Genomic DNA, 21356 nt, shown 5'->3' with positions numbered 1-21356 from the left:
ATATCTCCTTTGAATATTTTTTAACTTTGTCAACAAACTGCGATTTACTTGAGCAAAGTAAATCTAAATTTGTTTCAAATTTTTTATAATTTCTCTTAACTTTATTTCAAATTCTTTTACTTCATCATACTGGGGATAATAATTTCCATATCTTACTTTTTCGTAAAGAGCTGTAATTTCCCCCATTAAGGGATGAACAAATGGAAAAGTTTCTACTACTTTTCTATACACATCTTCACTTGAATGATTACCCTTCACAAGAATTTTGTTTTCGTATAAGTGTTTTAAAAATCTTTTATAATAATACCTTACCCTTTCCCTCGAATCCCTATAAATTTTTACTCGCTCTCGAACATTTTCAGCTATTTTCTGGCTTATGCCTTTTAATCTTTTATATGTTTGCAAATCCCCAATTTTTATATCAATCTCTTTTTCTTCTGTAAAATCTCTTTCATGCTTTTCTTTTTGTAGCTTTGTTATTGCTTTTACAATATACACCATCAAAGCAATTATTATAACAACAGCTAATAAAGTAGCTATTCCATTTATCATGTGGACAAGCCAAGCATAATCTTGAGGAATTTGCTCCTCAAACATATTTCCCTTACTACTATCTTGTTTTAAGGCTTCCTCCATCGCCTTTTTAAAATACTCTTCGTCTATAGGCAGCAGGCTAAAAAGCTTTGACAACATTAAAAACAAACCATAAGCTAAATAAGAAGCGCCATAAACAAAAATTTTTACAATTCCTTCATACAAATAATGATAGATAAATCCTCTCACAGCAGGAGAAGAAAGCAAAATCATAGTTAAAATTATAAGGCTTACTGCTGCCCACTCAAAAGCCGAAACTCTTTTATTTGAGCTATTATCGGCGTATCTAAGATTTTTAACTTCCAAAAGCAAAAAAATGCTGAGCAGAATATAAATAATGCTATATTTAGGGATTATCAATATATCTTCAGGAGGCATAAAATAGTTCGCAATATTTATGACAAATAGACCTATTAACTGCTTATAAAATTGTTCTACATTTAACATATCATTAACGGATATTCCTCTGTTTTTTACTCCTCTTGACCAAATATACAAAAACACAATGAATAGGGCCACCAGTTGATAATAATTTTTACTAATTATTGTACTCAATAAAATGCTAATTACAGTCCCTATAGTTAAATTCAATTGTTTATAAGATTTCTCGTTCATCTCAATTTCTGCATTGTTAAAAACCCCGCTTATTAAAGAAGCTAAAAGGACTATTTCAAAGGAAATACCTTTTTCTCTAATAAAAAGCCCATTTAATAGGGTGTAAATTAAAAATACCATTATACCATCTAAAACTGTCAAAAACGTCCTCACAAACTTTTCTCTATCCCACAGTTTCAAGTTGCTTCCCCTCTTCATTATAAAAGAATAACTTAATATTTGACGGTAAAGGACCAATTTTATTAGGCTTTATTGAAATAATTGAAACCTTTGTATTTTGTATGTTGGAAAGTGCATTTATCACTTTATCATTTATGAAAGGCGTTACAACCACTAAATCTGTACCCCATGACAAATGGTTTGTCAATAGCCTCAAAATTTCTTCAAGGTCATACCTCTTAAAAAAAGACAAACCCGCAAAAACCCCAAGAAGCTTTGAAATCTGAGATTCTCCTGCAGAAGGCTCTATAATGCTATAGTCCCCTTCAAAAAGACAAATAGCATTTGTAGAAAATCCAACAGGAATGCCTTTTTTTAATAAATCCACTGATAAAGAAGCTGCTACTTCCACTGCCTTTTCAAACTCTTGTAGGTCAATAGTCTTAAACAGATACCTGTGAAAATCAATATTAAATAATATCATTATTTTTTTATCTGCTGTATAATCATATTTATTCACTTTTAACATCTGATTTTTGGCAGTGGCTTTCCAATTTATGTCTTTATAATTATCAGAAGAAGTATAATCTCTGATTCCACTTATCATAATAGGGTCTTCTATTATCCATCTTCTTACAAATGCGTCTCCTTGAAGAGAATCAGCCACAACAAAAGAACTATTCAAATCTATTAGATTAGGATAAACCACAAGCCTCGCGTGAGCCAATATTTCACTTTCATATTCCTCACTGCCAAATAAATCGGTAGAAAAAACTTTCACGGGGTCAAAAAGATTGTATACTCCTCTTTTTATACCTATAATTTCAAATTTCCTTGTAATCCTCTGAAAAGGCATCATAGAAAGCACTGTAGTGTGAAAATACTTAACTTTATCATTATTTTCCACCATAGATGATTTTACCATTTGAAGTTCCACAGGAATCTTTTGCTGTAACTTTAAATAGGTGATAGGAAATATTTTTTTATTTACAAGTGTAATCCTAAGCGTTGTTTTTTCCCCAGGGAAAATAGCTGGATTTTCAAATTTCCGTTCTATTTTCAAATCCTTAAAAATGTATTTTTTATAAAGATTAGCTTGCATAGCTAATACAAAAGCCACAACAAGAATAAACCACAAAGCATTCATTTTCAAAACCACCTAATTTTTATTTTTCAAGAGGGATTGGAACTTCTTCTAAGATTCTTTTCACTACATCTTCCGCCTTTAAATTTTTAAGCTTACCTACCCCTTTTAAAATAATCCTGTGGGACAGCACAAATGGCGCAATATACCTTACATCATCTGGTGTCACAAAGTCTCTTCCTTTTATATAAGCATAAGCTTGAGAAGATTTATAAAGAGCCAATGTAGCCCTTGGGCTTGCTCCTAATTCTATCTCCCCATCTTCTCTTGTCCTTTCAATTATATCTAAAATATAATTGGCAACGTCTTTTTCCACATACACATTGGTATACTCTTTTTGCATTTTTATTATATCCTCTTTGCTGCAGACTGGCTGAATATTCTCTAAGGGACTACCTTTATCAAAAAGGTCTATTATTCTCTGCTCTTCTTCTCTTTTAGGATATCCCATTTTTATTTTCATCAAAAACCTATCTATTTGAGCCTCGGGAAGAGGAAAAGTGCCGTAACTTTCTATAGGATTTTGCGTAGCAATAACAAAAAAGGGTTTGTCTAAAGGATAAGTGACACCGTCTACAGTTACCTGCCTTTCCTCCATACATTCAAGAAGGCTAGACTGAGTCCTGGGTGTAGCCCTATTTATCTCATCAGCTAATAAAATATTGGTAAATAAAGGGCCTTTTTTAAACTCAAATTCATTGAGTTTTTGATTGTAAACATTTATTCCTGTCAAATCACTAGGAAGCAAATCGGGAGTAAATTGCACCCTCTTAAACTCACAATTAATAGATTTAGCTAATGCTTTGGCAATAGTAGTTTTACCAACTCCTGGCACATCCTCTAAAAGAATATGCCCTGAAGATATTAAAGCTGTAAGCATTAAATCAATTACTTCTCTTTTTCCTACTATCACTTTTTCAATGTTATTCCTTATGTCTTCTAATATTTTTGCATATTCCATCCTATCACCTTTTTCTAAATAAATTTTACCTTATCTTTTTATTATAGAAAACATTTTCTGAAATTTCAATAGTATATGTAAAAGTTAACATTTGATTTAAATTTATGCAAATTTCCTATTGACTTTTTCGCTAAATTGTAATATCATCTTAATTAAGAAATATTTCTTATTTAATAAAGGGTTGTGATTAAAATGCATAAACAAGAAGCCATTAAAAAATTAAAAGACCATAACTACAAACTTACGCCTCAACGAGAATTGATACTAGATATTATGTTAAATCAGCAGGGATATCTTTCTGTGAGAGAAGTCTATGAAAGAGTAAAAGAAGTCTTCCCTCAAGTAAGCATTGACACAGTTTATCGCAATTTAAGCCTTTTGAAAGATATAAATATTTTAAATGAAACGACAATTGGCAATAATATTATGTATGTAATGCGAAAAGAAATTCACAATCATACCATGAGATGTTTAAAATGCGGCAAAATCTTTGAACTGGACATATGCCCTCTCGAACTTTGGATAAACCAAATAAAAGACTTTGAAATTGTAGACCACAAAATAGAAATCGTTGGTTATTGCAAAGATTGCAGGAGCAATAAAAACTAACTATAGGAGGTAATATTTATGAAGAAAACTTTAATTACTATACTGCTTATCATGGCTTTAATTTTAGGTATAACCTCTTGTGGCACAAAAACAGTAGAATCTCCAAAACCACTAGTGTACGCATCTTTTTATCCAATTTATGACCTTGCATCAAAAATTGGTGGTGACAAAATAACAGTAAGAACTATAATACCGCCAGGAATCGAACCCCACGATTGGGAACCTACCACAAAAGATGTGGCTGAGATGACAAAGGCAAAAACTATCCTTTACTTAGGTTTAGGGATGGATTCCTGGGTTGACAAAATAAAAACCAATGCTCCAAATGTAACATTTTATGAAGTATCAAAAGGCATAACACCAATTGTCGAAGGCAACGAGACAAATCCCCACATATGGCTTTCTCCTAAAGATACCTTGATAATGGCTAAAAACATAAATGAAGCCTTGCAAAAGACCTTTCCGAATGATAAAGATTATTTTGAAAAAAATTATCAAAATTTAAAAACTACATTAGAAACTCTTGATAAAGAGTACACTGAGACTCTTTCACAGACAAAGCACAAAACCTTTATTGTATACCACCGTGCTTTTGATTATTTAGCAAGAGACTATGGCTTAAAGCAAGAAGCATTAGTAGGTTCAGATGAAGAAGCAGAGGTAAGCCCTGCTAGAATGACAGAAATTATAAATCTTATAAAAAGTGAAAATATAAAATACATTTTCACAGAACCCTTGACTTCTCCAAAGCCTATACAGACTATAGCAAAAGAGACAGGAGTACAAGTTTTGCCTCTTAGCACAATCGAAGGGCTTACTAAAGAAGATATAAAGAAAAAAGGAGATTACATCTCTTTAATGAAACAAAACCTTGAAAACTTAAAAAAAGGATTGGAGTAGGTGAAAATGAACTTGGTTGAACTTAAGAATGTCAGCTTTGCTTATGATACTAAAAAAATATTAAATAATATCTCTTTAAAAATAAATAAAGGAGAATTTGTTGCAATCATCGGACCTAATGGGTCTGGAAAGAGCACTTTAGTCAACATTATGGTGGGGAATCTCATCCCCATTTCTGGTGAAGTTTTGTACGATGGAGTAAACCTACAAAATATAAAAAATAGGTCTTTTATAAGTTATGTGCCCCAAAAGTCTTATTCTTTTAATGCCTCTTTTCCTGCCAGTGTAGAAGAAGTAGTCTCAATGGGATTATATGCAAAGAAAGGGCTATTTAAAAAACTCTCTAAAAAAGATTGGGAAGAAGTTTATGAAGCTTTAAAAATTGTAGACATGTTGGATTATAAACACAGACTAATAGGAAGATTATCAGGTGGACAGCTACAAAGAGTTTTCATAGCTCGCTCTTTAGTTGCAAAACCAGAAATACTTTTTTTGGATGAGCCTACAACAGGAATTGATGCAAAGTCTGAAAAGGCTTTATACGCTATCCTAGAAAAGCTGAACAAAGAAAAAGGTATAACTATAGTGATGGTAACTCATGACGTTTGGGCAATTACCAACAGGGTGTCAAGGATAATATGCATGAGTGAAGGTAAAATCAACGAAAAATGTGAAGCCGTCGACCTTACAGCAGGAGAATTAGCTGAAGTATATGGATATCCAGTAAAAATAACTAAACATCATCACAATGGGAGTGTTAACAATGATTGATATTTTTTCCTATGAATTTATGAGAAGAGCATTTATAGCCGGAAGCATTATTTCAATAATTGCACCTTTAACAGGTAGCTTTCTTGTCCTAAGACGGCTTTCACAAATAGGTGACACCCTTTCTCACGTTGCTTTAGCAGGAGTGGCAGCAGGTATTTTGCTTGGAATAAATCCTACATTAGGCTCCATAATTGTGGTGCTTTTAGCTTCTTTTGGAATAGAAAAACTGAGGAAGACATATTTCAGGTATTCCGAAATATCAATAGCCATAGTTATGTCTGCAGGAATGGCAGTAGCAATAATTCTTTTAAGTCTTTCAAGAGGCGGCGCCGCCAACATAATGAATTATCTCTTTGGAAGTATTGTGTCTGTAACAAACACTGACGTCCTTTTGATTTCAACTCTCGGTATCGTTGTAGTGGCGTCAATTATTTTGCTGTACAAAGAGTTATTGTACATCACCTTCGATGAAGAAGCAGCAAAAATTTCAGGTATACCTGTAAGCTATATCAATTTCTTCTTTACAGTACTAGTAGCTTTAACTGTCGCCCTCGCCATGAGAATTGTAGGTGCACTTTTAGTATCTTCACTAATGGTAATACCGGCTGCCGCAAGTTTAAGAATCGCCAAAAGCTTTAAACAGACAATATTTTATGCAATACTCTTTTCCTTTATATCAGTCTTTTCGGGAATATTTCTATCCTTTTACTTAAACTTATCCCCCGGTGGAAGTATAGTCCTCGTCTCGCTTTTTATAATGGGACTCGTTTCATTAAAGAAGAGGTAAATAAAAGAAGAAGAGGCTGTTTGACAATCAAATTTTTAACAGCCTCTTCTTGCTTTTTATCATTTACTACTCAATAGAATTTTTCTGTATTACCTCTTTATACCACAATGCACTGTCTTTTAATATTCTCTTTTGCGTCTCATAATCCACATAAACTATCCCAAATCTTTTTGAATATCCATGGGCCCATTCAAAATTGTCCATTAATGACCACACAAAGTATCCTCTTAAATTGCCTCCATCTTCTATAAATCTAGCAATTGCTTTTAAATGTTCTTTAATATACTCTATTCTCTCATTATCATGTACTCGTCCTTCTTCTGTCACTTCATCTTTAAATGCTGCTCCATTCTCTGTTATATACATAGGCAGTTTTGTATATTCTCTATTTAGTCTTTTTAAAAGGTCATACAAAGACTCTGGGCTTATCTCCCATCCCATCTCCGTCCTCTTACCTGGACCCGGTACATTCTCTGCCTTTAACATGGAATCTTCATCATATTTTACAATACTCCTTGTATAATAATTGACTCCAAGAAAATCTATCGGAACACTTATAATCTCTAAATCTCCTTCTTTTATAAAGTCAAATTCTCCAATTATTTTACTATATAATTCCATCATATCCTCTGGATAATTGCCTTTGAATATTGGATCTAAAAACCATCTGTTAGCAACTCCGTCAGCATATTGGGCTGCTAATTTGTCTTCTTCTTTTCCGCTGGCAGGATATGCAGGGGTTAAGTTTAGTGTTATACCAATTTTACTCCCTTTTATATTCATTTCTCTGAAGGCTTTTACTGCTTCTCCATGGGAAAGTAGTATATGATGAGCTGCTATTAGTGCTTCTCTGTAGTTTTTGTGCCCAGGCGCATGTTCTCCTATCCCATAGCTTAATATTGATGCACACCATGGTTCGTTATGGGTTATCCATAAGGGTATTACATCCCCTAATTCTTCAAATAGTTTCGTGGCGTATTCTACATACCATTTTACGCTGTCTCTGTTTAGCCAACCCCCTCCTTTGTCATACGCCCATTGTGGTAAATCCCAATGATAAATTGTCGCGGTTGGCATTATATTCTTCTTCAATAACTCATCTACTAATCTTTTGTAAAAGTCCATCCCTTTTGGATTGTATTTCCCTTCCTCAGGGAAAATCCTTGGCCATGCAATTGAAAATCTGTAGGCTTTTACTCCTATTTCTTTTAATATATCTACATCTTCCTTATAGCGGTGGTAATGGTCACAGGCTACATCTCCTGTGTGGCCATTATAGGTTTTCCCTTCTGTTTTTGAAAATGTATCCCATATGGAAGGAGTCCTCCCATCTTCATTTACAGCTCCTTCAATTTGGTATGATGAGGTGGCTGTTCCCCAAACAAAGTCTTTTGGAAATTTTATCAATGAAACCACTCCTATTCTTAATTATTGTAATTGGTAAGGAATTTTATTAACTTCATATCTTCGCTATTAATTGAGTAATGTCAAATATTTTAATCTTCTCTGGATTTTGTGAACATTTTATTTCATATTTTTTGTTTGGCATCATATTTAAGCAATTATCCGATAACTCTATATAATTATCACTTTCTATAAAAACTCCAAATGCCGGAATGTCTGTTTCTAAAACTATCCTATCCTCCACTATCTCATAAGAAATTCTTGGCTGATGTAGGTTTAAGTTTCTAAATTTATCAAACACTTTATAATTCTCATAAGTCTTGCCATCAGCAATTATTTCTACATATATAACACTATCTAGTAGTTCTCCATTTTTCTCTGCTGGCAATGTACACCCCGGTATTGCTATAGTCATTTCCCTTACATTGTACCCAATATTTAATTCCTCAATTTTATAGTGAGATATTTTTGTAACGTCATTTGCTATTAATCTCGTTTTTAACTGTTTCTCTGCAATTTTTTCACCATTTAGTTTGAAAACTTTTATAGCTACATCTACTTCTTCATCATAAGCTAAATCACTTATCCCATAAATTGTGATACCTTTATCTTCCTCTTTTATATATGGTAAAATCTCTGCATAAAATTTCTTTGAATAGTGATACAATGCTTTTTTCCTCTTGTAATAATCAATACAAGACCAGCTTGCTACAGGCCAACAGTCGTTAAACTGCCAGTACAGTGTCCCTGCTGTCTTAAATTTTCTTGACCTCCAATGTTCTACTCCTGTCTTTATAGCCTCTGCTTGGTTAAATTGACTTAAGTAAACAAAGCTTTTAAGGTCTTTAGGAAATCCTAAGTGTCCTACCATAAATCTTACTAATCTTTCCATTCCTTCTACCATTTTGTTGTGAGAAATCATAACTGGACTGAGTATTTTCCTATCCTCAGGAGCTGTATAGGAGAGCACTGTTTTCCAATCTGGCATTGATTGGAATCCAAATTCACTAAGAAATCTGCCCTTATCTTTTGTGTACTCTTCATAGTCTACCCATCCACTCCACACATTCCATTGATGCCTATCGCCTTCAGTTTCACTATTCGGATCTTCTCCTCCATAAGGACTTGATACCCAATAAGGCCTTGACGGATCTAATTTTGCACACACTTTAGGTAATATTTCTTTATAAATGTAATTGCCCAAATATTTTGGATCTCCATTATCCCACCATGAATGAAATCCCCAATTGTTTTCATTATTCCCACACCACAATACAATGGAAGGATGATTTCTAAGACTTAATATGACTTTCTCGGCTTCTTCTTTTGCTAATTTTTGAAACCATTCAAATTGGTCAGGGTACTCCGCACAGGCATACATAAAATCCTGCCATACCATTATGCCCATCTCATCACAGGCATCATAAAATGCGGGATCTTCATATATCCCTCCTCCCCATACTCGTAGCATGTTCATATTCGCTTCTTTTGCAAGTCTTATATATTCGTAATAATCTTCTTTGGTCAATCTAGGTAATAAGTTGTCGGCTGGTATCCAATTGGCTCCTTTTGCAAAGACTTTTACTCCATTTATTTCAAATATAAAGCTTTCTCCTTCTTCATCTTTTTCTCTTATTAACTTCACAGTTCTTATTCCACTTCTAAAACTTTTTTCATCTATTATTTCTTCATCCACTAAAAGTGTTATTTTCACTTCATAAAGAGGCTGTTCTCCAAATCCATTTGGGTACCACAATTTAGGATTGTCTATAATCATTGAGGCTTTTATCTTGCCCTTCTGAATTTTTACTTGCTTCTTCCCATATGAAATGTCTTTATGTATTATCTCTATTTCAGCTTCAAAATCTTGCACTATATACCCTTCTATCTCTGCACTTATTACTACATAAGCTTTGTTTTGCTCAATTTTTTCTGTATAGAAATATGGATTTTTAATCTCTGCATATTTTACTAAAGACAAGTATACGCCTCTCCATAAACCAACTTGAGCTATCCTTGGTCCCCAATCCCAACCATAAGAATATTGAGCTTTTCTTACATAAGGTCTTCCACTTTCTCCTGACCAGGCAAGATTTACAGGACTTGTTTGTTCCATAGCTTTTATCGTCTTTATAGGTGAATCAAAATGCACCTCTAATATATTTTCCCCATATCTTATATCATCCTTAACGTTGAATTCATGCGGTATAAACATATTTTGTGTTCTTCCTAAGTGTATGTCATTTAAATATATATCAGCAAAAGTATCTATTCCCTCAAAAATTAACTTTATTGCGTCAAATTCATCTTTGTTTTTTACATCAAAGTTAAATTCTTTTTTGTATACCCATTCTTTTTCTTCTAATTTGTGAAACTTTATTTCATTCATGCGATAATAAGGATCTTCTATTTTCCCCAGTCTTACTAAATCTAGCTGGACACATCCTGGAACTTCTCCTTCATACCATTCACTAGCATTTGCCTCTCTAAAATGCCATACTCCATTTAATGAAATACGTTTTTCCATAATTAAATCACCCTCTGTTCTTATTTAATTCACAACTTCGCACAAGCAACATAATGATCTTCTTCTATCAATTTAATTGCAGGCTTAATACAAGTTGTATCTGCGATGGGGCACCTATCTACATACTTGCAGAATCCTTCTTTCCATATAGTCTGATTTTTATTTGAATCTTCGATATCAAATTTATCTGTTTCCCATTTTCTGTCTAATTGTGGTATTGAGTCTAATAGCATCTGTGTATAAGGATGTCTGGGATTAGAAAAGACTTTTTCTATTGAGCCCATCTCTACAATTGACCCTCTATATAAAACCACTATCTTATCGCTTATATAATACGCCTGCGAAAGGTCATGGGTAATAAACATTATAGCAGCTCCTATTTCTTTTAAGCTAAGCAATGCTTCTAAAACATCTACACGAGTTGAAGCATCTAACATACTGGTAATTTCATCTGCTACTAATACCTCTACATCCATCAGTAGCGCCCTTGCTATTAATAATCTTTGAAGCTGTCCTCCACTCAATTGGTGTATATACTTGTTTAACACATCTCCAGCATTCAGTCCCACTTTCTTTAATACATTTTCTACTCTATCATTCCATTCTGATGCAGGCACTTCTTTTTTAAAGGATTGTCTTACTAATTTAAATATTCTATTTACTTTAAATATAGGATTAAAAGAGGAATATGGGTCTTGAAAAATTCCTTGAACTTTTGAGTAAAACTCTTTGTTATTTGATATGCTAAAGATATCCTTGTCCTCAAGTAAAATTTGGCCACCACTTGGTTTTAGCAATTTTAACATCATTTTACCTATTGTAGACTTTCCACTGCCACTTTCACCTACTAAAGCTAAAATTTCTCCCCTGCCTATTTCAAAATTTACTTCATCTACTGCTGTTATTGTGTTTTTACTAAACAAAAACCCTGAATTAAAAACCTTTGTAAGATTCTTTGCTTTGATCATAAATCCTTCACCTTCCAACAAGCCACAAGGCGGCCTTTATTGATTTCTTTAAGTGGTGGCTCTTCTAAACAGTTTTCATCTGCAAATGGACATCTATCTCTAAATCTACATCCTGCTGGAGGATTTATGAGATTGGGAGGATGACCAGGGATACCCTCTAATTTTTCTTTTGTATGACGTATTCCTGCATTAGGCAATGATTTAATCAGAGCTTTTGTATAGGGATGCAAAGGATTCGCTATTATTTCTTCTGTCGGACCAATTTCCGCTACTTTCCCTGCATACATTATAACTATCCTATCCGCTATTTGATATAAGACTGCTATATCATGGGTAATAAATATTATTGAGTTTACTATCTCCCTATCTCTAAACTCTTTAAACATCAGTGAGACTGCTTTCTGAGAAGATACATCAAGGGCTGATGTGACTTCGTCTGCTATTAAAAGGTCTGGATTTAATAAAGTTGATATTACCAATACTAACCTTTGTTTCATCCCACCTGATAGTTCAAAGGGATACATATTAAGAATGTCTTTTGAAAGTTTTACCATGTTTAAACGCTCATGTAGCCTTTTTTCTATTTCCTCATATTTTATTTTGTGTTGTCCCACTAAGTCCCTTATTATCCCCCCTATTTTGCGGGTGGGATTTAAAGCATCCATAGCATATTGGGGAATAAGAGAAATTTTTTTATAGCGATGCCTCCTCATTTCAGTATTATTGTCTATTGGCAATTTTTCTCCGTTAATCTTTACCTCTCCTGATACATATTTCATTGGCGGCTTTAAAAGTATCAATGAATTACCCAGGGTTGACTTACCACAGCCTGATTCTCCAGCTATACCCAATATTTCTTTGTCATTTATTGTAAAAGTTACATCATCTAATGCTTTGGCATCACCATGCAATGTTTTGTAATAAATTCGTAATCTTTCTATTTGTATCAAATTGGTCACTCCTCCCTCAGCCTTGGATTAAATATTTCGTCAAGACCTATATTGAGAAAATATAAGGAACTGACTATCATTGTGATTGCCAACCCTGGAGGAACAAACCACCACCACATTCCTAGTTGGATTGCGTTCCATAATACTGAGTACTGCATCATTAAGCCTAATGAAATTCCTCTTGTTGGTCCCAATCCTATAAAATCCAATCCTACTGCTGCTAATATTGCTCCTGCAAACTGCAATATGAATACCATTACTACATAAGACATCATGTTTGGCGCTATTTCTTCTAAAACTATTTTTAATGGTCTCAATGCTGTTATTTTAGCTAAATTCACAAACTCTCTTGACCTTAAAGAAAGTGTTTGGGCGCGTACAGCCCTTGCTGTCCATGGCCATGCTGTCAAACCTATTATCACGCTTTGTATCCCTATTCCTCTATAGGGTAAATAGGCTGCTATGATTATGAGTAAAGCTAATGTAGGTATTACTATTAATATGTTCGTCAACATCATTAAAAGGTCGTCTAATAATCCGCCTTTGTATCCTGCTATAAAACCAATTAAAAGCCCTATTATTGTGGCAAGTCCTCCTCCAAATAACCCAATAAAAAATGTCGACCTAAGTCCGTATACAAACTGGGTAAAGACATCTTGCCCAAAGGTTGTTGTCCCTAACCAGTTTTCTCTGCTTGGAGGAAGATTGCTCATACTGACATACTCCAATGGGTCTTTATAGTAAGAAATATAAGGTCCAATTATAGCCAATATCAGAAAAAATAGTAATATTGTCAAGCCTATCTTAAATTTCGTGTTTTTAAACGCAAAATATATAAACTCTTTCATACATTTTCTCCTCCAAGTCCTAGTCTAATTCTTGGATCAACAATCATGTAGAGTATATCAACTAAGAAATTCGCAAGTAATACCCCTATGATTATAAACAAGAAGACTCCTTGTACCAAAAAATAATCCTGATTTAATATACCTTGCAATAACATATATCCCATTCCTGGATAAGAAAATACTACTTCTGTTGCTATGGACCCTGCTACGATTGTACCTAATTGCAACGCTAAACCTGTAATCTGTGGAAGTATAGCATTTTTAAAGGCATATCTTCTAATAAGCCCTTCTGATGCTCCTAAAGCTTCTAAATATCTTGAATAATTGGCTTCAAGTTCATATATTATCAAATTTCTCATACCTATCGCCCAACCACCAATTTGCACTATAAAGAGAGACAAGAAAGGCAATATCCAATGTCTTAAAAAGTCCACTACAAATTGCCATGACCAATTCGGTCTCATACTAAAACTATAAGCTCCTGCAATAGGGAAAATCCCAAGAACAACTCCTAATGCCCATGCTAATAGTATTCCTAACCACATGTATGGTATAGATGTAATTATATAAAAAATTGGCAACATTCTGGAATCTAAGCTTCTGTGTCTCGCTGCTACTGCTCCTATATAGTTCCCTACTATCCAACTTAGTAAAATTGATGGCAATAACACTACTAATGTGTAAGGTATAGCTTGTGCTATAACATCTAGAACCGGTTTAGGATACATATAAATGCTAATTCCTAAATCACCTTTAAACAATGCTATCCAAAAGTTAAGGTATTGTTTCCATAAAGGTAGATCTAAGCCAAAAGCTTTGATTAGATACCCATACATTACTTTTGCTGACTCTGGTAGCCCCGAAAATCTTGAAACTAATACAAGAATGGGGTCCCCAGGCATAAACCTGGGGATTAGCCAGTCAATAGTTACTGCAAAAAAGAAAGTCAAAATGTAAATGTACAACTTCTTTATTAAATACCGTAACATTTATATACCCCCATTTATTATTGCGAAGCTTTCGGTTTTATCTTCATCAACATCATTGTCCCACCTGTTTGCCATCTGCCACCCCAAGTAACTGGATAAGCATATGGGTCATGTTCTGTTGGCCAATTCTCCCATGCTGCATTTGATGCTTGGAACCAAAGCCCATTGTACCAAAGTGGTATTGCTGGCATATTCTTTAAGAAAATCTCTTCAAGTTGTGCAGCTGCTTGTTTAGCTTCTGGGCTTCCTAACTTTGTTTGGTTAAATTTTGCTATTAAGTCTTGTAATCCTGGCACATCAAAACGTCCAAAGTTTCCGTTATTCTGAGGACCGTTTTCTTGAACTTTGTTAAATAGCCAATTATACAAAGTCCATGGAGTTGACGTGACTTGGCTGCCAAAGTTATTAAATGATAAATCAAATGTTCCTTTCGTTAAATCCTCATAATATTTACTATAATCTGGAAATTTAGCTTCCGCATCAATTCCTACTGCCTTTAATTGATCTGCAACTATCTTAGCTGCTTCCATCCAATCTGTCCAACCATATGGTACACTAATCTCTAACTTAAATTTTTTTCCATCAGGTGATGTCCTTACTCCATCACTTCCTAATTTAAATCCTGCTGCATCCAAAATAGATTTCGCTTTTTCTGGATCATAGGTATATCCATATTGATCAACTACATTTTTATCATAATATTCTTCCCAAGCCTTAGCCGGTACAAATCCTAATGGATTTGCTGGTTCTACTTGGTTTTCATATACTTTTTCTGCTATTACCTTAGGATTGATTGCATATGCCATTGCTCGCCTTAATTCAACATTGTTTAATGGAGATTTAGTGGTATTGATAAACATAAACACAGTATTATCTGGAATCATATATGGTGGATTGTCATAAAAAGTCGTTACACCATAGTTAGTTTTCAAAGTTGGTATACCTGGAAGGAAAAAGTTACTTAAATCTAATTCACCTTTCATTAACATTCCCAATGCAACGTTGTTACTCTGTACCATTAAATAAACTATCCTCTTAGGCGCTGGTGTCATATTCATTGCTTTTATGCCCCACCAGTTGTCATTCCTCTTGTAGACCATACGATCATTGCTATAAGTGTCAAATAAATAGGGTCCTGAACCTATGGCCTTCTCGTTTGCACCATTTAATATATCATCCTTAGATTTGTCTGCCCAAATGTGCTTTGGAATTATTGGTATCTGATACAAGTTATATGCCCATTCATGATAGTTTACAGTTGAGAACTTAAATATTACTGTTTTGTTGTCCGGTGTCTCTATAGATTGCAACCATTGCCACATCGGGCTATAATAAATCTCTGAATATTGCTTTGCTATTTCAAATGTAAATTTTACGTCCTCTGATGTTAAAGGTTTTCCATCTTGCCATGTGAGCCCATCTCTTAAAGTGATTTGATAAGTATTATCAGAGGTCCATTCACCTTTCTCTGCTAACCATGGTATGAATTCGTTTTTAAGTGGGTCATAGTTGAATAATGTTTCATAAATCAATCCCACTGTACCCGTTACAGCGTTCCATGGTGTTAGCGGATTCCAGTTGCTGGGTGGCCCCCACAATCCGCCTCCAAAATATACTGTTTCATTTCTTTGATATGTCGTCTCCTGTGCAACTTGCTGTGTATTTGCATTTTGCTGGTTCGATTTATCGCTTGTTTCTTGACTCTTTTGTCCACAGCCTGCTAACGCGCCCATTATTAGCATTAACACTAATAATAGACTTAACAGCCTTCTCATCCTAAAAATCCCCCTTTTTGGTTTGTTGTTTCCTTTTATTTTAAAAAATTTTATTTTACTCCTCATATTCCCCCTTTCTTTGAATTTTTTAAAACAAAAGGCCTCTCAGCCTCTTGTTTTAGGCTATCGTAAAATTGGTTTTGTATTAAATTTATAAAAACGTGTTTATTATTTGATGGATTCTTTAATATTCTACATTCTAATATCACGCATATCACTATTTAACACTACAAAAACTATATTCTAATATTTTCAAAAGAAATAAAGTTTTTAATGAACACGTTATTATTCACTTTAAAAATTTTTTACGTAATTTTTTTTACCGAACCACGAACAATTAGATTTGTGTTTAACCTAATATCCTCATATATTTTCTCTGGATTATTTATTCGATATACAAGTTGTTGAATAGCTTTTACGCCTAATTGTTGTTTAGGAACATTTATAGTAGTTAAAGGAGGATAAGAAATCGCTCCCATCTCAATATTATCAAAACCAATCATAGAAACGTCTTCAGGAACTTTTATATTTAATTCAGACAAAGACCTCATAAATGCCAATGCAATTTTATCATTGGCACATATCCAAGCGGTTGGAAAATTAGTATCATTTACATTTATTTTCTTTTTAAAATAATCCATGTCTTCTAAAAAATTTGGCCCTTTTAAATTTATATCAAGCCACACAAATTTGTCGTCGATTTGTATCTTAAATTCTTCCATATACATAATATACGCTTGATAACGTTTTTTAAAACTATATGACCATTCGTTATTACCAATAAATCCTATTTTTTTATGCCCATTTTGAATTAAGTAATTTATTGCATCATAAATCCCTTTTTCATTCGCCGAATTGATATAGTCATTTTTCTTATTGTTACTTAACACGTGTTTACAAATATTCATAAATAAAGGCGTAACGCCTTTATTTCATAGTTAGTGCATATTTATCATTTATTTTTTCTCTTTGCATTTCAATTCTTTTACAGGATTCTCTTTCTACAAGTTTTACAGGAACAACAAATTTAGCTGTAATAGCTATTTCTTCTTCAATAGACTTAATCAAATTTTCTACCGCCAATTCCGCCATTTGCAATAAAGACGCACTCATTGTTGTTAAAGCAGGTTTTAAATAACGAGATATTGTAATATCATCAAATCCGATTATAGAAACATCTTCAGGTACTTTAAATCCCATCTCTTCTAAAGCATGCATAGCTCCTATAGCCATTTGATCGTTTGATGCAAAAATTGCAGTCGGTTTTGCCTTTTTAAATAATTTATATGCAGCTTTATAACCACTTTCTTCAACAAAATCGCCTTTTACAACTAAGCTGCTTTTAAAAGGAATACCCGCTTCTTTCAATGCTTTTTTATATCCTTCTAATCTTGCAAATCCAGAAAGTTTTTCCATATCACCTGTTATATGAGCAATTTCCGTATGCCCTAAATTGATTAGATATTTTGTCGCTTCATACGCACCATTTACATTATCCATGTTCACTATAATGCTTTTGTTAAAAGCGTCATCTTCATCTTCCCTAATTTCCTGGTCGATTACAGCAGTCTTCAATCCAGCCTCAATTAAATTTTTTATATCTGGATCATCATTTTTTACTCCAATAAAAATCGCACCGTTTATAGTCTTGTTATAAAAGACTTCTCTTACTTTCTTGTAATCTCTTGTTTTGTAAACAGTTATCACAAGCACGTTATAGCCTAATTGATTCGCAAAATCAATAACCGCCGTCGTAAAAGGCCCAAAGTAAACATTATCATACACCTTATGAATATCACTATTTTTCTTTAAATCAACTATCACCAATCCAATAGTTTTTGAACTTTTTCCTCTAAGCATCCTTGCTGAAGCGTGAGGAACATAATTATATTCCCTGATAACTTTTAAGACCTTTTCTTTAGTCTCAGGCGGAACATTCGGATAATTATTTATTACTCTTGAAACTGTACTACGTGAAACACCTGCAATCCTTGCAATATCCTTGCTATTCATGCACCTTACTCCTTATTAAGAGATAATTATAAATTCGTGTTTCTCTAATTATAATACAAATTTCCTTATATTTCAACAAAAGAAGCCCTCACCTGCTACAAAAAATTATTTTATTCTGTTCTCTATTTTTCAAGTCATATCTCGGTATTACGCCTGTACTTTTTTTAAATCTTACCATGCAAAGAAGTGCCATATTTTTTAACACTATATTATGCTATTATTTTTAAAAGCAATATGTTATTAAGAATCTTTATAACACAATCTTATAAACACGTGTTTACGGAATTATTATATAATATAACATTTACAAAAGTCAATATGACTTTTGATTTTCTTTTTGTTTTCAAATTATCAGACATCTTACAACAGGCCGAAGGTCGAGCTTTAGTTTTGTCGCTTTGGAAACATCGGAGCGACGATGCAAATATCTCCTTTGAAAATTTTTTAACTTTGTCAACAAACTGAGGGATAGTACATACTATCCCCTTGAATACTCAAAAACTTCAGTATATTCACTCATAAAAATGTCAATAGGTAAAACCCAATATCCGTCATTATAGTCAATATCAATACCTGTAATTTTATAATATCCTCTCCAAGGAATCAATGAACAATACCAAACTTTTGAGTTGCTTTTATGAGCACTCCAATAATATCTCTCTCCTATATGTTTTGCTATTTCATCGACAACTGCAATTCTTTGTTGTAAAGTGGTATTGGGCACATAAAGTCCCCATGCTTCTCCAAAGTTTTCATGATAAAATCGAATAGACTCGTATATTACTCCTTTATTTGGTTCTGCAGTGAGTAAGCATTCATCATCAACGCTCCCATGATATCTTCTGCTATCGAATATAGCAGCATGTCTAATAGCACCTTGTATGTGAAATCCCGGGCTTGTGGCTAAAACAATATCGCCTATAGTAAAATTTTCAAAAGAGATATTGTTGCGATAGACTTCTTTTTTTCTTTTGGAAGAGATGTTTATCCCAAATGCTTCTTCATAATATACGTTTTTTAACAGTTCATAAAGGCTGATTTTATATCTTTTCTCTTCAAACTTTTCCTCATAGGGTTTTGATATCATTATGTGGTCTCCAATTTTCAAAAATCTATTATAAAAAGTTTTTTTGGGTATTGTGTTTTTCCTTTTAATTGCCTCTTTTTGATAGAATTCTATAATGTCAATTCCTTTATATTTTTTTGTTCTATTTTCCTCCCACATATATGCATCATCTCCATGATACATATATGTGGTTAATCCCTTTTATTTGTGCATGTCTTACTTTAATGATTTGTTATATCAAAAATCATTTTCACTGCATACAACAAAGTGACAGAAATCAATATAGGCCTTATAAGCCGAGCTCCATTTTTTATAGCCAGCTTTGTCCCCAATCTTGCCCCCAGTATCATTGCTAACGCCATGGGAATTGCAATAGAATACAATATCTTACCATGTAACGCAAACATAATTAGTGAAGTTATATTGCTTACAAAATTCAGTATTTTCCCATTTCCTGCACTTATTTTAAAATCATAATTCAAAAGTGTTAAGAATAAAAAAATGTAAAATGAACCTGTTCCCGGTCCAAAAAAGCCATCATAAAAGCCAAGAATTATAGAAATTATAAGGCCTATTGCAATAGTCTTTTTATTAACGCCTTCAAATTTGTTTTCATTGCCTATATTTTTAACAAACAAGGTATATATTGCAACAAACATCATTAGAATAATTATAATTATCCTTAATTGCGAGCTATCTAACAAAAGTACAGTTTTGACTCCAAGAATTGCACCTAATAAAGTCCCAAATACTAAGTATTTTAACAAATCTCCATCATACACTCTATACTTTATAAAAGTTAAAGAACTAGTAAAAGAAGCACAAGAAGCAGCAAATTTGTTAGTTCCAAGCGCAAAAGCTGGAGGTACTCCAAGTACTAAAAGCCCTGGAAGGCTTATTATACCGCCTCCACCCGCTATAGAATCAATAAAAGCAGCTGCAAATCCTATACCGCAAAGTGCTACAATATATTCAATTGACAACGTTACCACCTCAATGTAAATAAAATACTCCTCAATTTATAATAGCATCTCTTTTACATTTTGTCACTTATCTTTTAAAAGTCCTGCTAAAATCGCTGCAGGACTCAGACTGTAGACAAGTTTTTTAATAAGCTTCCTCTTTTTTGCGCAAAGTGCATTTCGAAGTATCTTAGTGTGTCCCCTCTGCTCAAAACAAGCCTTAGGCATACTTAGATACTTAAAATGCACTTAAGGATATAAGCAGGAGACTTTTAATACAATAAAAAGTTAGTCTTCAATCTGCATAGGTCTTTGCTATATTTAATAAAAACTCTTTTATTTGCTCATATTTTTCCATTTTAAATACTGCTTCCCTGAGTTTGGCGCTGCCATATAATCCCTTTAAATACCAAGCAATATGTTTTCTCATTTCAAGAATACCTGTACGTTCACCTTTGTATTCTATCATCATTTCCAAATGCCTGATAATCACTTCTATTTTTTCTTGTATTGTCGGCTCGGGAAGTAATTCTCCGGTATTTAAAAAATGTACAGTTCTTTTAAATATCCAGGGATTACCCTGCGCCCCTCGTCCTATTAAAATTGCATCGCATCCCGTTTCCTCCAACATTCTTTTTGCATCTTCTGGTGTAAATATATCGCCATTACCTATAACAGGTATTTTTACACTTTCTTTGACTTTTTTTATTATACTCCAGTCAGCTTTTCCAGAATAAAATTGTTCTCTCGTCCTTCCATGTACTGCTACTGCTTTAACGCCAACCTTTTCAGCAATTTGTGCTATTTCCACAGCATTTACGTGATTATCATCCCACCCTTTTCTTATTTTAACTGTCACAGGTTTATTTGATGCTTTCACAACAGATTCCATTACTTTTTCTGCTAATTCTGGTTTCAGCATAAGTGCCGCTCCATCACCATTTTTAACTATTTTAGGGGTAGGACATCCCATGTTTATATCGAGAATTAAAGCTTTGCTATCATTTAGCCTTCTTGCTATCTCCCCCATAATATCTGGATCAGAACCAAATATTTGAAGAGCCACCTTCTCTTCCTCATCAATATCTGTCAACACTTTTGTATTTTCACTGCCATAATAAAGGCCTTTGGCACTAACCATTTCTGTGTATGCAAGGCCACAACCCATTTCTTGGCAAATCAATCTAAAAGGCTTATCTGTAACCCCTGCCATAGGAGATAAAAATACGTTATTTTTTAAAACTACATCGCCTATTTTCAAACTTATTTCATCCTTTCGCTGTAAATCTCCTGTATATAATCCACTTACCTATA

General features: G+C 33.5%; 19 protein-coding genes. 4 read left to right on the top strand and 15 right to left on the bottom strand.

Translation table 11 applies throughout. The annotated features are described in order from the left end of the window. Positions 1-63: 63 nt before the first annotated feature. The 3 genes from M663_RS0107390 to M663_RS0107380 are packed head-to-tail and all read right to left on the bottom strand — an operon-like array spanning position 64 to position 3473. On the bottom strand, positions 64-1389 hold the full coding sequence (locus M663_RS0107390; RefSeq protein WP_029688475.1) for a hypothetical protein: 1326 nt from the start codon (positions 1387-1389) through the stop codon (positions 64-66). Next, positions 1373-2515 (bottom strand): DUF58 domain-containing protein, encoded by a 1143-nt coding sequence (locus M663_RS0107385; RefSeq protein WP_009051863.1) that lies wholly within the window; start codon positions 2513-2515, stop codon positions 1373-1375. Before M663_RS0107385 ends, M663_RS0107390 begins: the two co-directional genes overlap by 17 nt. Positions 2516-2534: 19 nt before the next feature. Continuing rightward, the gene (locus tag M663_RS0107380) at positions 2535-3473 is read right to left on the bottom strand and encodes a MoxR family ATPase (RefSeq protein ID WP_009051864.1); all 939 of its coding nucleotides are present in this window, start codon (positions 3471-3473) and stop codon (positions 2535-2537) included. 192 nt (positions 3474-3665) lie between these two features. Between M663_RS0107380 and M663_RS0107375 the strand changes: the two genes are divergently transcribed. Genes M663_RS0107375 through M663_RS0107360 form a run of 4 tightly spaced genes read left to right on the top strand, consistent with a single transcriptional unit; the run spans position 3666 to position 6540 of the window. Beyond that, positions 3666-4082, top strand: a complete 417-nt coding sequence (locus tag M663_RS0107375) for a Fur family transcriptional regulator (protein ID WP_029688473.1) — start codon at positions 3666-3668, stop codon at positions 4080-4082. A gap of 18 nt (positions 4083-4100) precedes the next feature. Continuing rightward, on the top strand, positions 4101-4982 hold the full coding sequence (locus M663_RS0107370; protein ID WP_029688472.1) for a metal ABC transporter substrate-binding protein: 882 nt from the start codon (positions 4101-4103) through the stop codon (positions 4980-4982). A 6-nt stretch (positions 4983-4988) separates the two neighbouring features. After that, positions 4989-5753, top strand: coding sequence for a metal ABC transporter ATP-binding protein (locus M663_RS0107365; RefSeq protein WP_003867178.1), 765 nt, complete (start codon positions 4989-4991; stop codon positions 5751-5753). Beyond that, complete coding sequence (locus M663_RS0107360) at positions 5746-6540, top strand: metal ABC transporter permease (protein ID WP_003867179.1); 795 nt, start codon at positions 5746-5748, stop codon at positions 6538-6540. The genes M663_RS0107365 and M663_RS0107360 overlap by 8 nt, the downstream gene beginning before the upstream one ends. A 66-nt stretch (positions 6541-6606) precedes the next feature. Here the strand turns inward: M663_RS0107360 and M663_RS0107355 are convergent, their stop codons facing one another. From M663_RS0107355 to dusB, 12 genes are all read right to left on the bottom strand, one after another. Continuing rightward, positions 6607-7947, bottom strand: coding sequence for a GH1 family beta-glucosidase (locus M663_RS0107355; RefSeq protein ID WP_003867180.1), 1341 nt, complete (start codon positions 7945-7947; stop codon positions 6607-6609). Positions 7948-7999: 52 nt separating this feature from the next. Further along, positions 8000-10471 (bottom strand): glycoside hydrolase family 2, encoded by a 2472-nt coding sequence (locus M663_RS0107350; protein ID WP_029688471.1) that lies wholly within the window; start codon positions 10469-10471, stop codon positions 8000-8002. Positions 10472-10500: 29 nt separating this feature from the next. Continuing rightward, positions 10501-11439 carry an ABC transporter ATP-binding protein gene (locus M663_RS0107345; RefSeq protein ID WP_029688470.1) on the bottom strand — a complete coding sequence of 313 codons (939 nt, stop codon included), beginning with the start codon at positions 11437-11439 and terminating at the stop codon, positions 10501-10503. After that, the gene (locus M663_RS0107340; protein ID WP_029688469.1) at positions 11436-12389 is read right to left on the bottom strand and encodes an oligopeptide/dipeptide ABC transporter ATP-binding protein; all 954 of its coding nucleotides are present in this window, start codon (positions 12387-12389) and stop codon (positions 11436-11438) included. The genes M663_RS0107345 and M663_RS0107340 overlap by 4 nt, the downstream gene beginning before the upstream one ends. A gap of 5 nt (positions 12390-12394) precedes the next feature. Beyond that, a complete protein-coding gene (locus M663_RS0107335; RefSeq protein ID WP_006569234.1) occupies positions 12395-13237 on the bottom strand; it encodes an ABC transporter permease in 843 nt (280 codons plus the stop codon). Further along, entirely contained in the window at positions 13234-14226 is a 993-nt protein-coding gene (locus tag M663_RS0107330) for an ABC transporter permease (RefSeq protein ID WP_006569235.1), read from the bottom strand. Before M663_RS0107330 ends, M663_RS0107335 begins: the two co-directional genes overlap by 4 nt. A 17-nt stretch (positions 14227-14243) precedes the next feature. Further along, a complete protein-coding gene (locus M663_RS0107325) occupies positions 14244-16001 on the bottom strand; it encodes an ABC transporter substrate-binding protein (RefSeq protein ID WP_029688468.1) in 1758 nt (585 codons plus the stop codon). A 305-nt stretch (positions 16002-16306) separates the two neighbouring features. Further along, positions 16307-16909, bottom strand: a complete 603-nt coding sequence (locus M663_RS0107320; protein ID WP_029688467.1) for a substrate-binding domain-containing protein — start codon at positions 16907-16909, stop codon at positions 16307-16309. Positions 16910-16928: 19 nt separating this feature from the next. Further along, a complete protein-coding gene (locus M663_RS0107315) occupies positions 16929-18014 on the bottom strand; it encodes a LacI family DNA-binding transcriptional regulator (protein ID WP_029688466.1) in 1086 nt (361 codons plus the stop codon). 478 nt (positions 18015-18492) lie between these two features. Beyond that, positions 18493-19263 (bottom strand): hypothetical protein, encoded by a 771-nt coding sequence (locus tag M663_RS0107310; protein WP_004399762.1) that lies wholly within the window; start codon positions 19261-19263, stop codon positions 18493-18495. Between the two features lie 38 nt (positions 19264-19301). Next, the gene (locus tag M663_RS0107305) at positions 19302-20063 is read right to left on the bottom strand and encodes a TSUP family transporter (RefSeq protein WP_003869880.1); all 762 of its coding nucleotides are present in this window, start codon (positions 20061-20063) and stop codon (positions 19302-19304) included. Positions 20064-20337: 274 nt separating this feature from the next. Continuing rightward, on the bottom strand, positions 20338-21303 hold the full coding sequence (gene dusB / locus M663_RS0107300; RefSeq protein WP_004399761.1) for a tRNA dihydrouridine synthase DusB: 966 nt from the start codon (positions 21301-21303) through the stop codon (positions 20338-20340). Between the last annotated feature and the right edge of the window lie 53 nt (positions 21304-21356).

The sequence above is a fragment of the Thermoanaerobacter sp. A7A genome (genome assembly GCF_000445185.1).
Classification (GTDB): Bacteria; Bacillota; Thermoanaerobacteria; order Thermoanaerobacterales; family Thermoanaerobacteraceae; genus Thermoanaerobacter.
Note: the sequence above shows the minus strand (reverse complement) of the source record. Positions and strands in the feature narration are given on the sequence as shown.

Bases quoted from the DNA above. Each gene is read 5' to 3' on its own strand.
- M663_RS0107360 (WP_003867179.1), top strand. From the start codon at position 5,746: ATGATTGATATTTTTTCCTATGAATTTATGAGAAGAGCATTTATAGCC.
- M663_RS0107345 (WP_029688470.1), bottom strand. From the start codon at position 11,439: ATGATCAAAGCAAAGAATCTTACAAAGGTTTTTAATTCAGGGTTTTTG.
- M663_RS0107335 (WP_006569234.1), bottom strand. From the start codon at position 13,237: ATGAAAGAGTTTATATATTTTGCGTTTAAAAACACGAAATTTAAGATA.
- M663_RS0107365 (WP_003867178.1), top strand. From the start codon at position 4,989: ATGAACTTGGTTGAACTTAAGAATGTCAGCTTTGCTTATGATACTAAA.
- M663_RS0107310 (WP_004399762.1), bottom strand. From the start codon at position 19,263: ATGTATCATGGAGATGATGCATATATGTGGGAGGAAAATAGAACAAAA.
- M663_RS0107330 (WP_006569235.1), bottom strand. From the start codon at position 14,226: ATGTTACGGTATTTAATAAAGAAGTTGTACATTTACATTTTGACTTTC.
- M663_RS0107350 (WP_029688471.1), bottom strand. From the start codon at position 10,471: ATGGAAAAACGTATTTCATTAAATGGAGTATGGCATTTTAGAGAGGCA.
- M663_RS0107320 (WP_029688467.1), bottom strand. From the start codon at position 16,909: ATGAATATTTGTAAACACGTGTTAAGTAACAATAAGAAAAATGACTAT.
- M663_RS0107385 (WP_009051863.1), bottom strand. From the start codon at position 2,515: ATGAATGCTTTGTGGTTTATTCTTGTTGTGGCTTTTGTATTAGCTATG.
- M663_RS0107375 (WP_029688473.1), top strand. From the start codon at position 3,666: ATGCATAAACAAGAAGCCATTAAAAAATTAAAAGACCATAACTACAAA.
- M663_RS0107315 (WP_029688466.1), bottom strand. From the start codon at position 18,014: ATGAATAGCAAGGATATTGCAAGGATTGCAGGTGTTTCACGTAGTACA.
- M663_RS0107325 (WP_029688468.1), bottom strand. From the start codon at position 16,001: ATGAGAAGGCTGTTAAGTCTATTATTAGTGTTAATGCTAATAATGGGC.
- M663_RS0107370 (WP_029688472.1), top strand. From the start codon at position 4,101: ATGAAGAAAACTTTAATTACTATACTGCTTATCATGGCTTTAATTTTA.
- M663_RS0107380 (WP_009051864.1), bottom strand. From the start codon at position 3,473: ATGGAATATGCAAAAATATTAGAAGACATAAGGAATAACATTGAAAAA.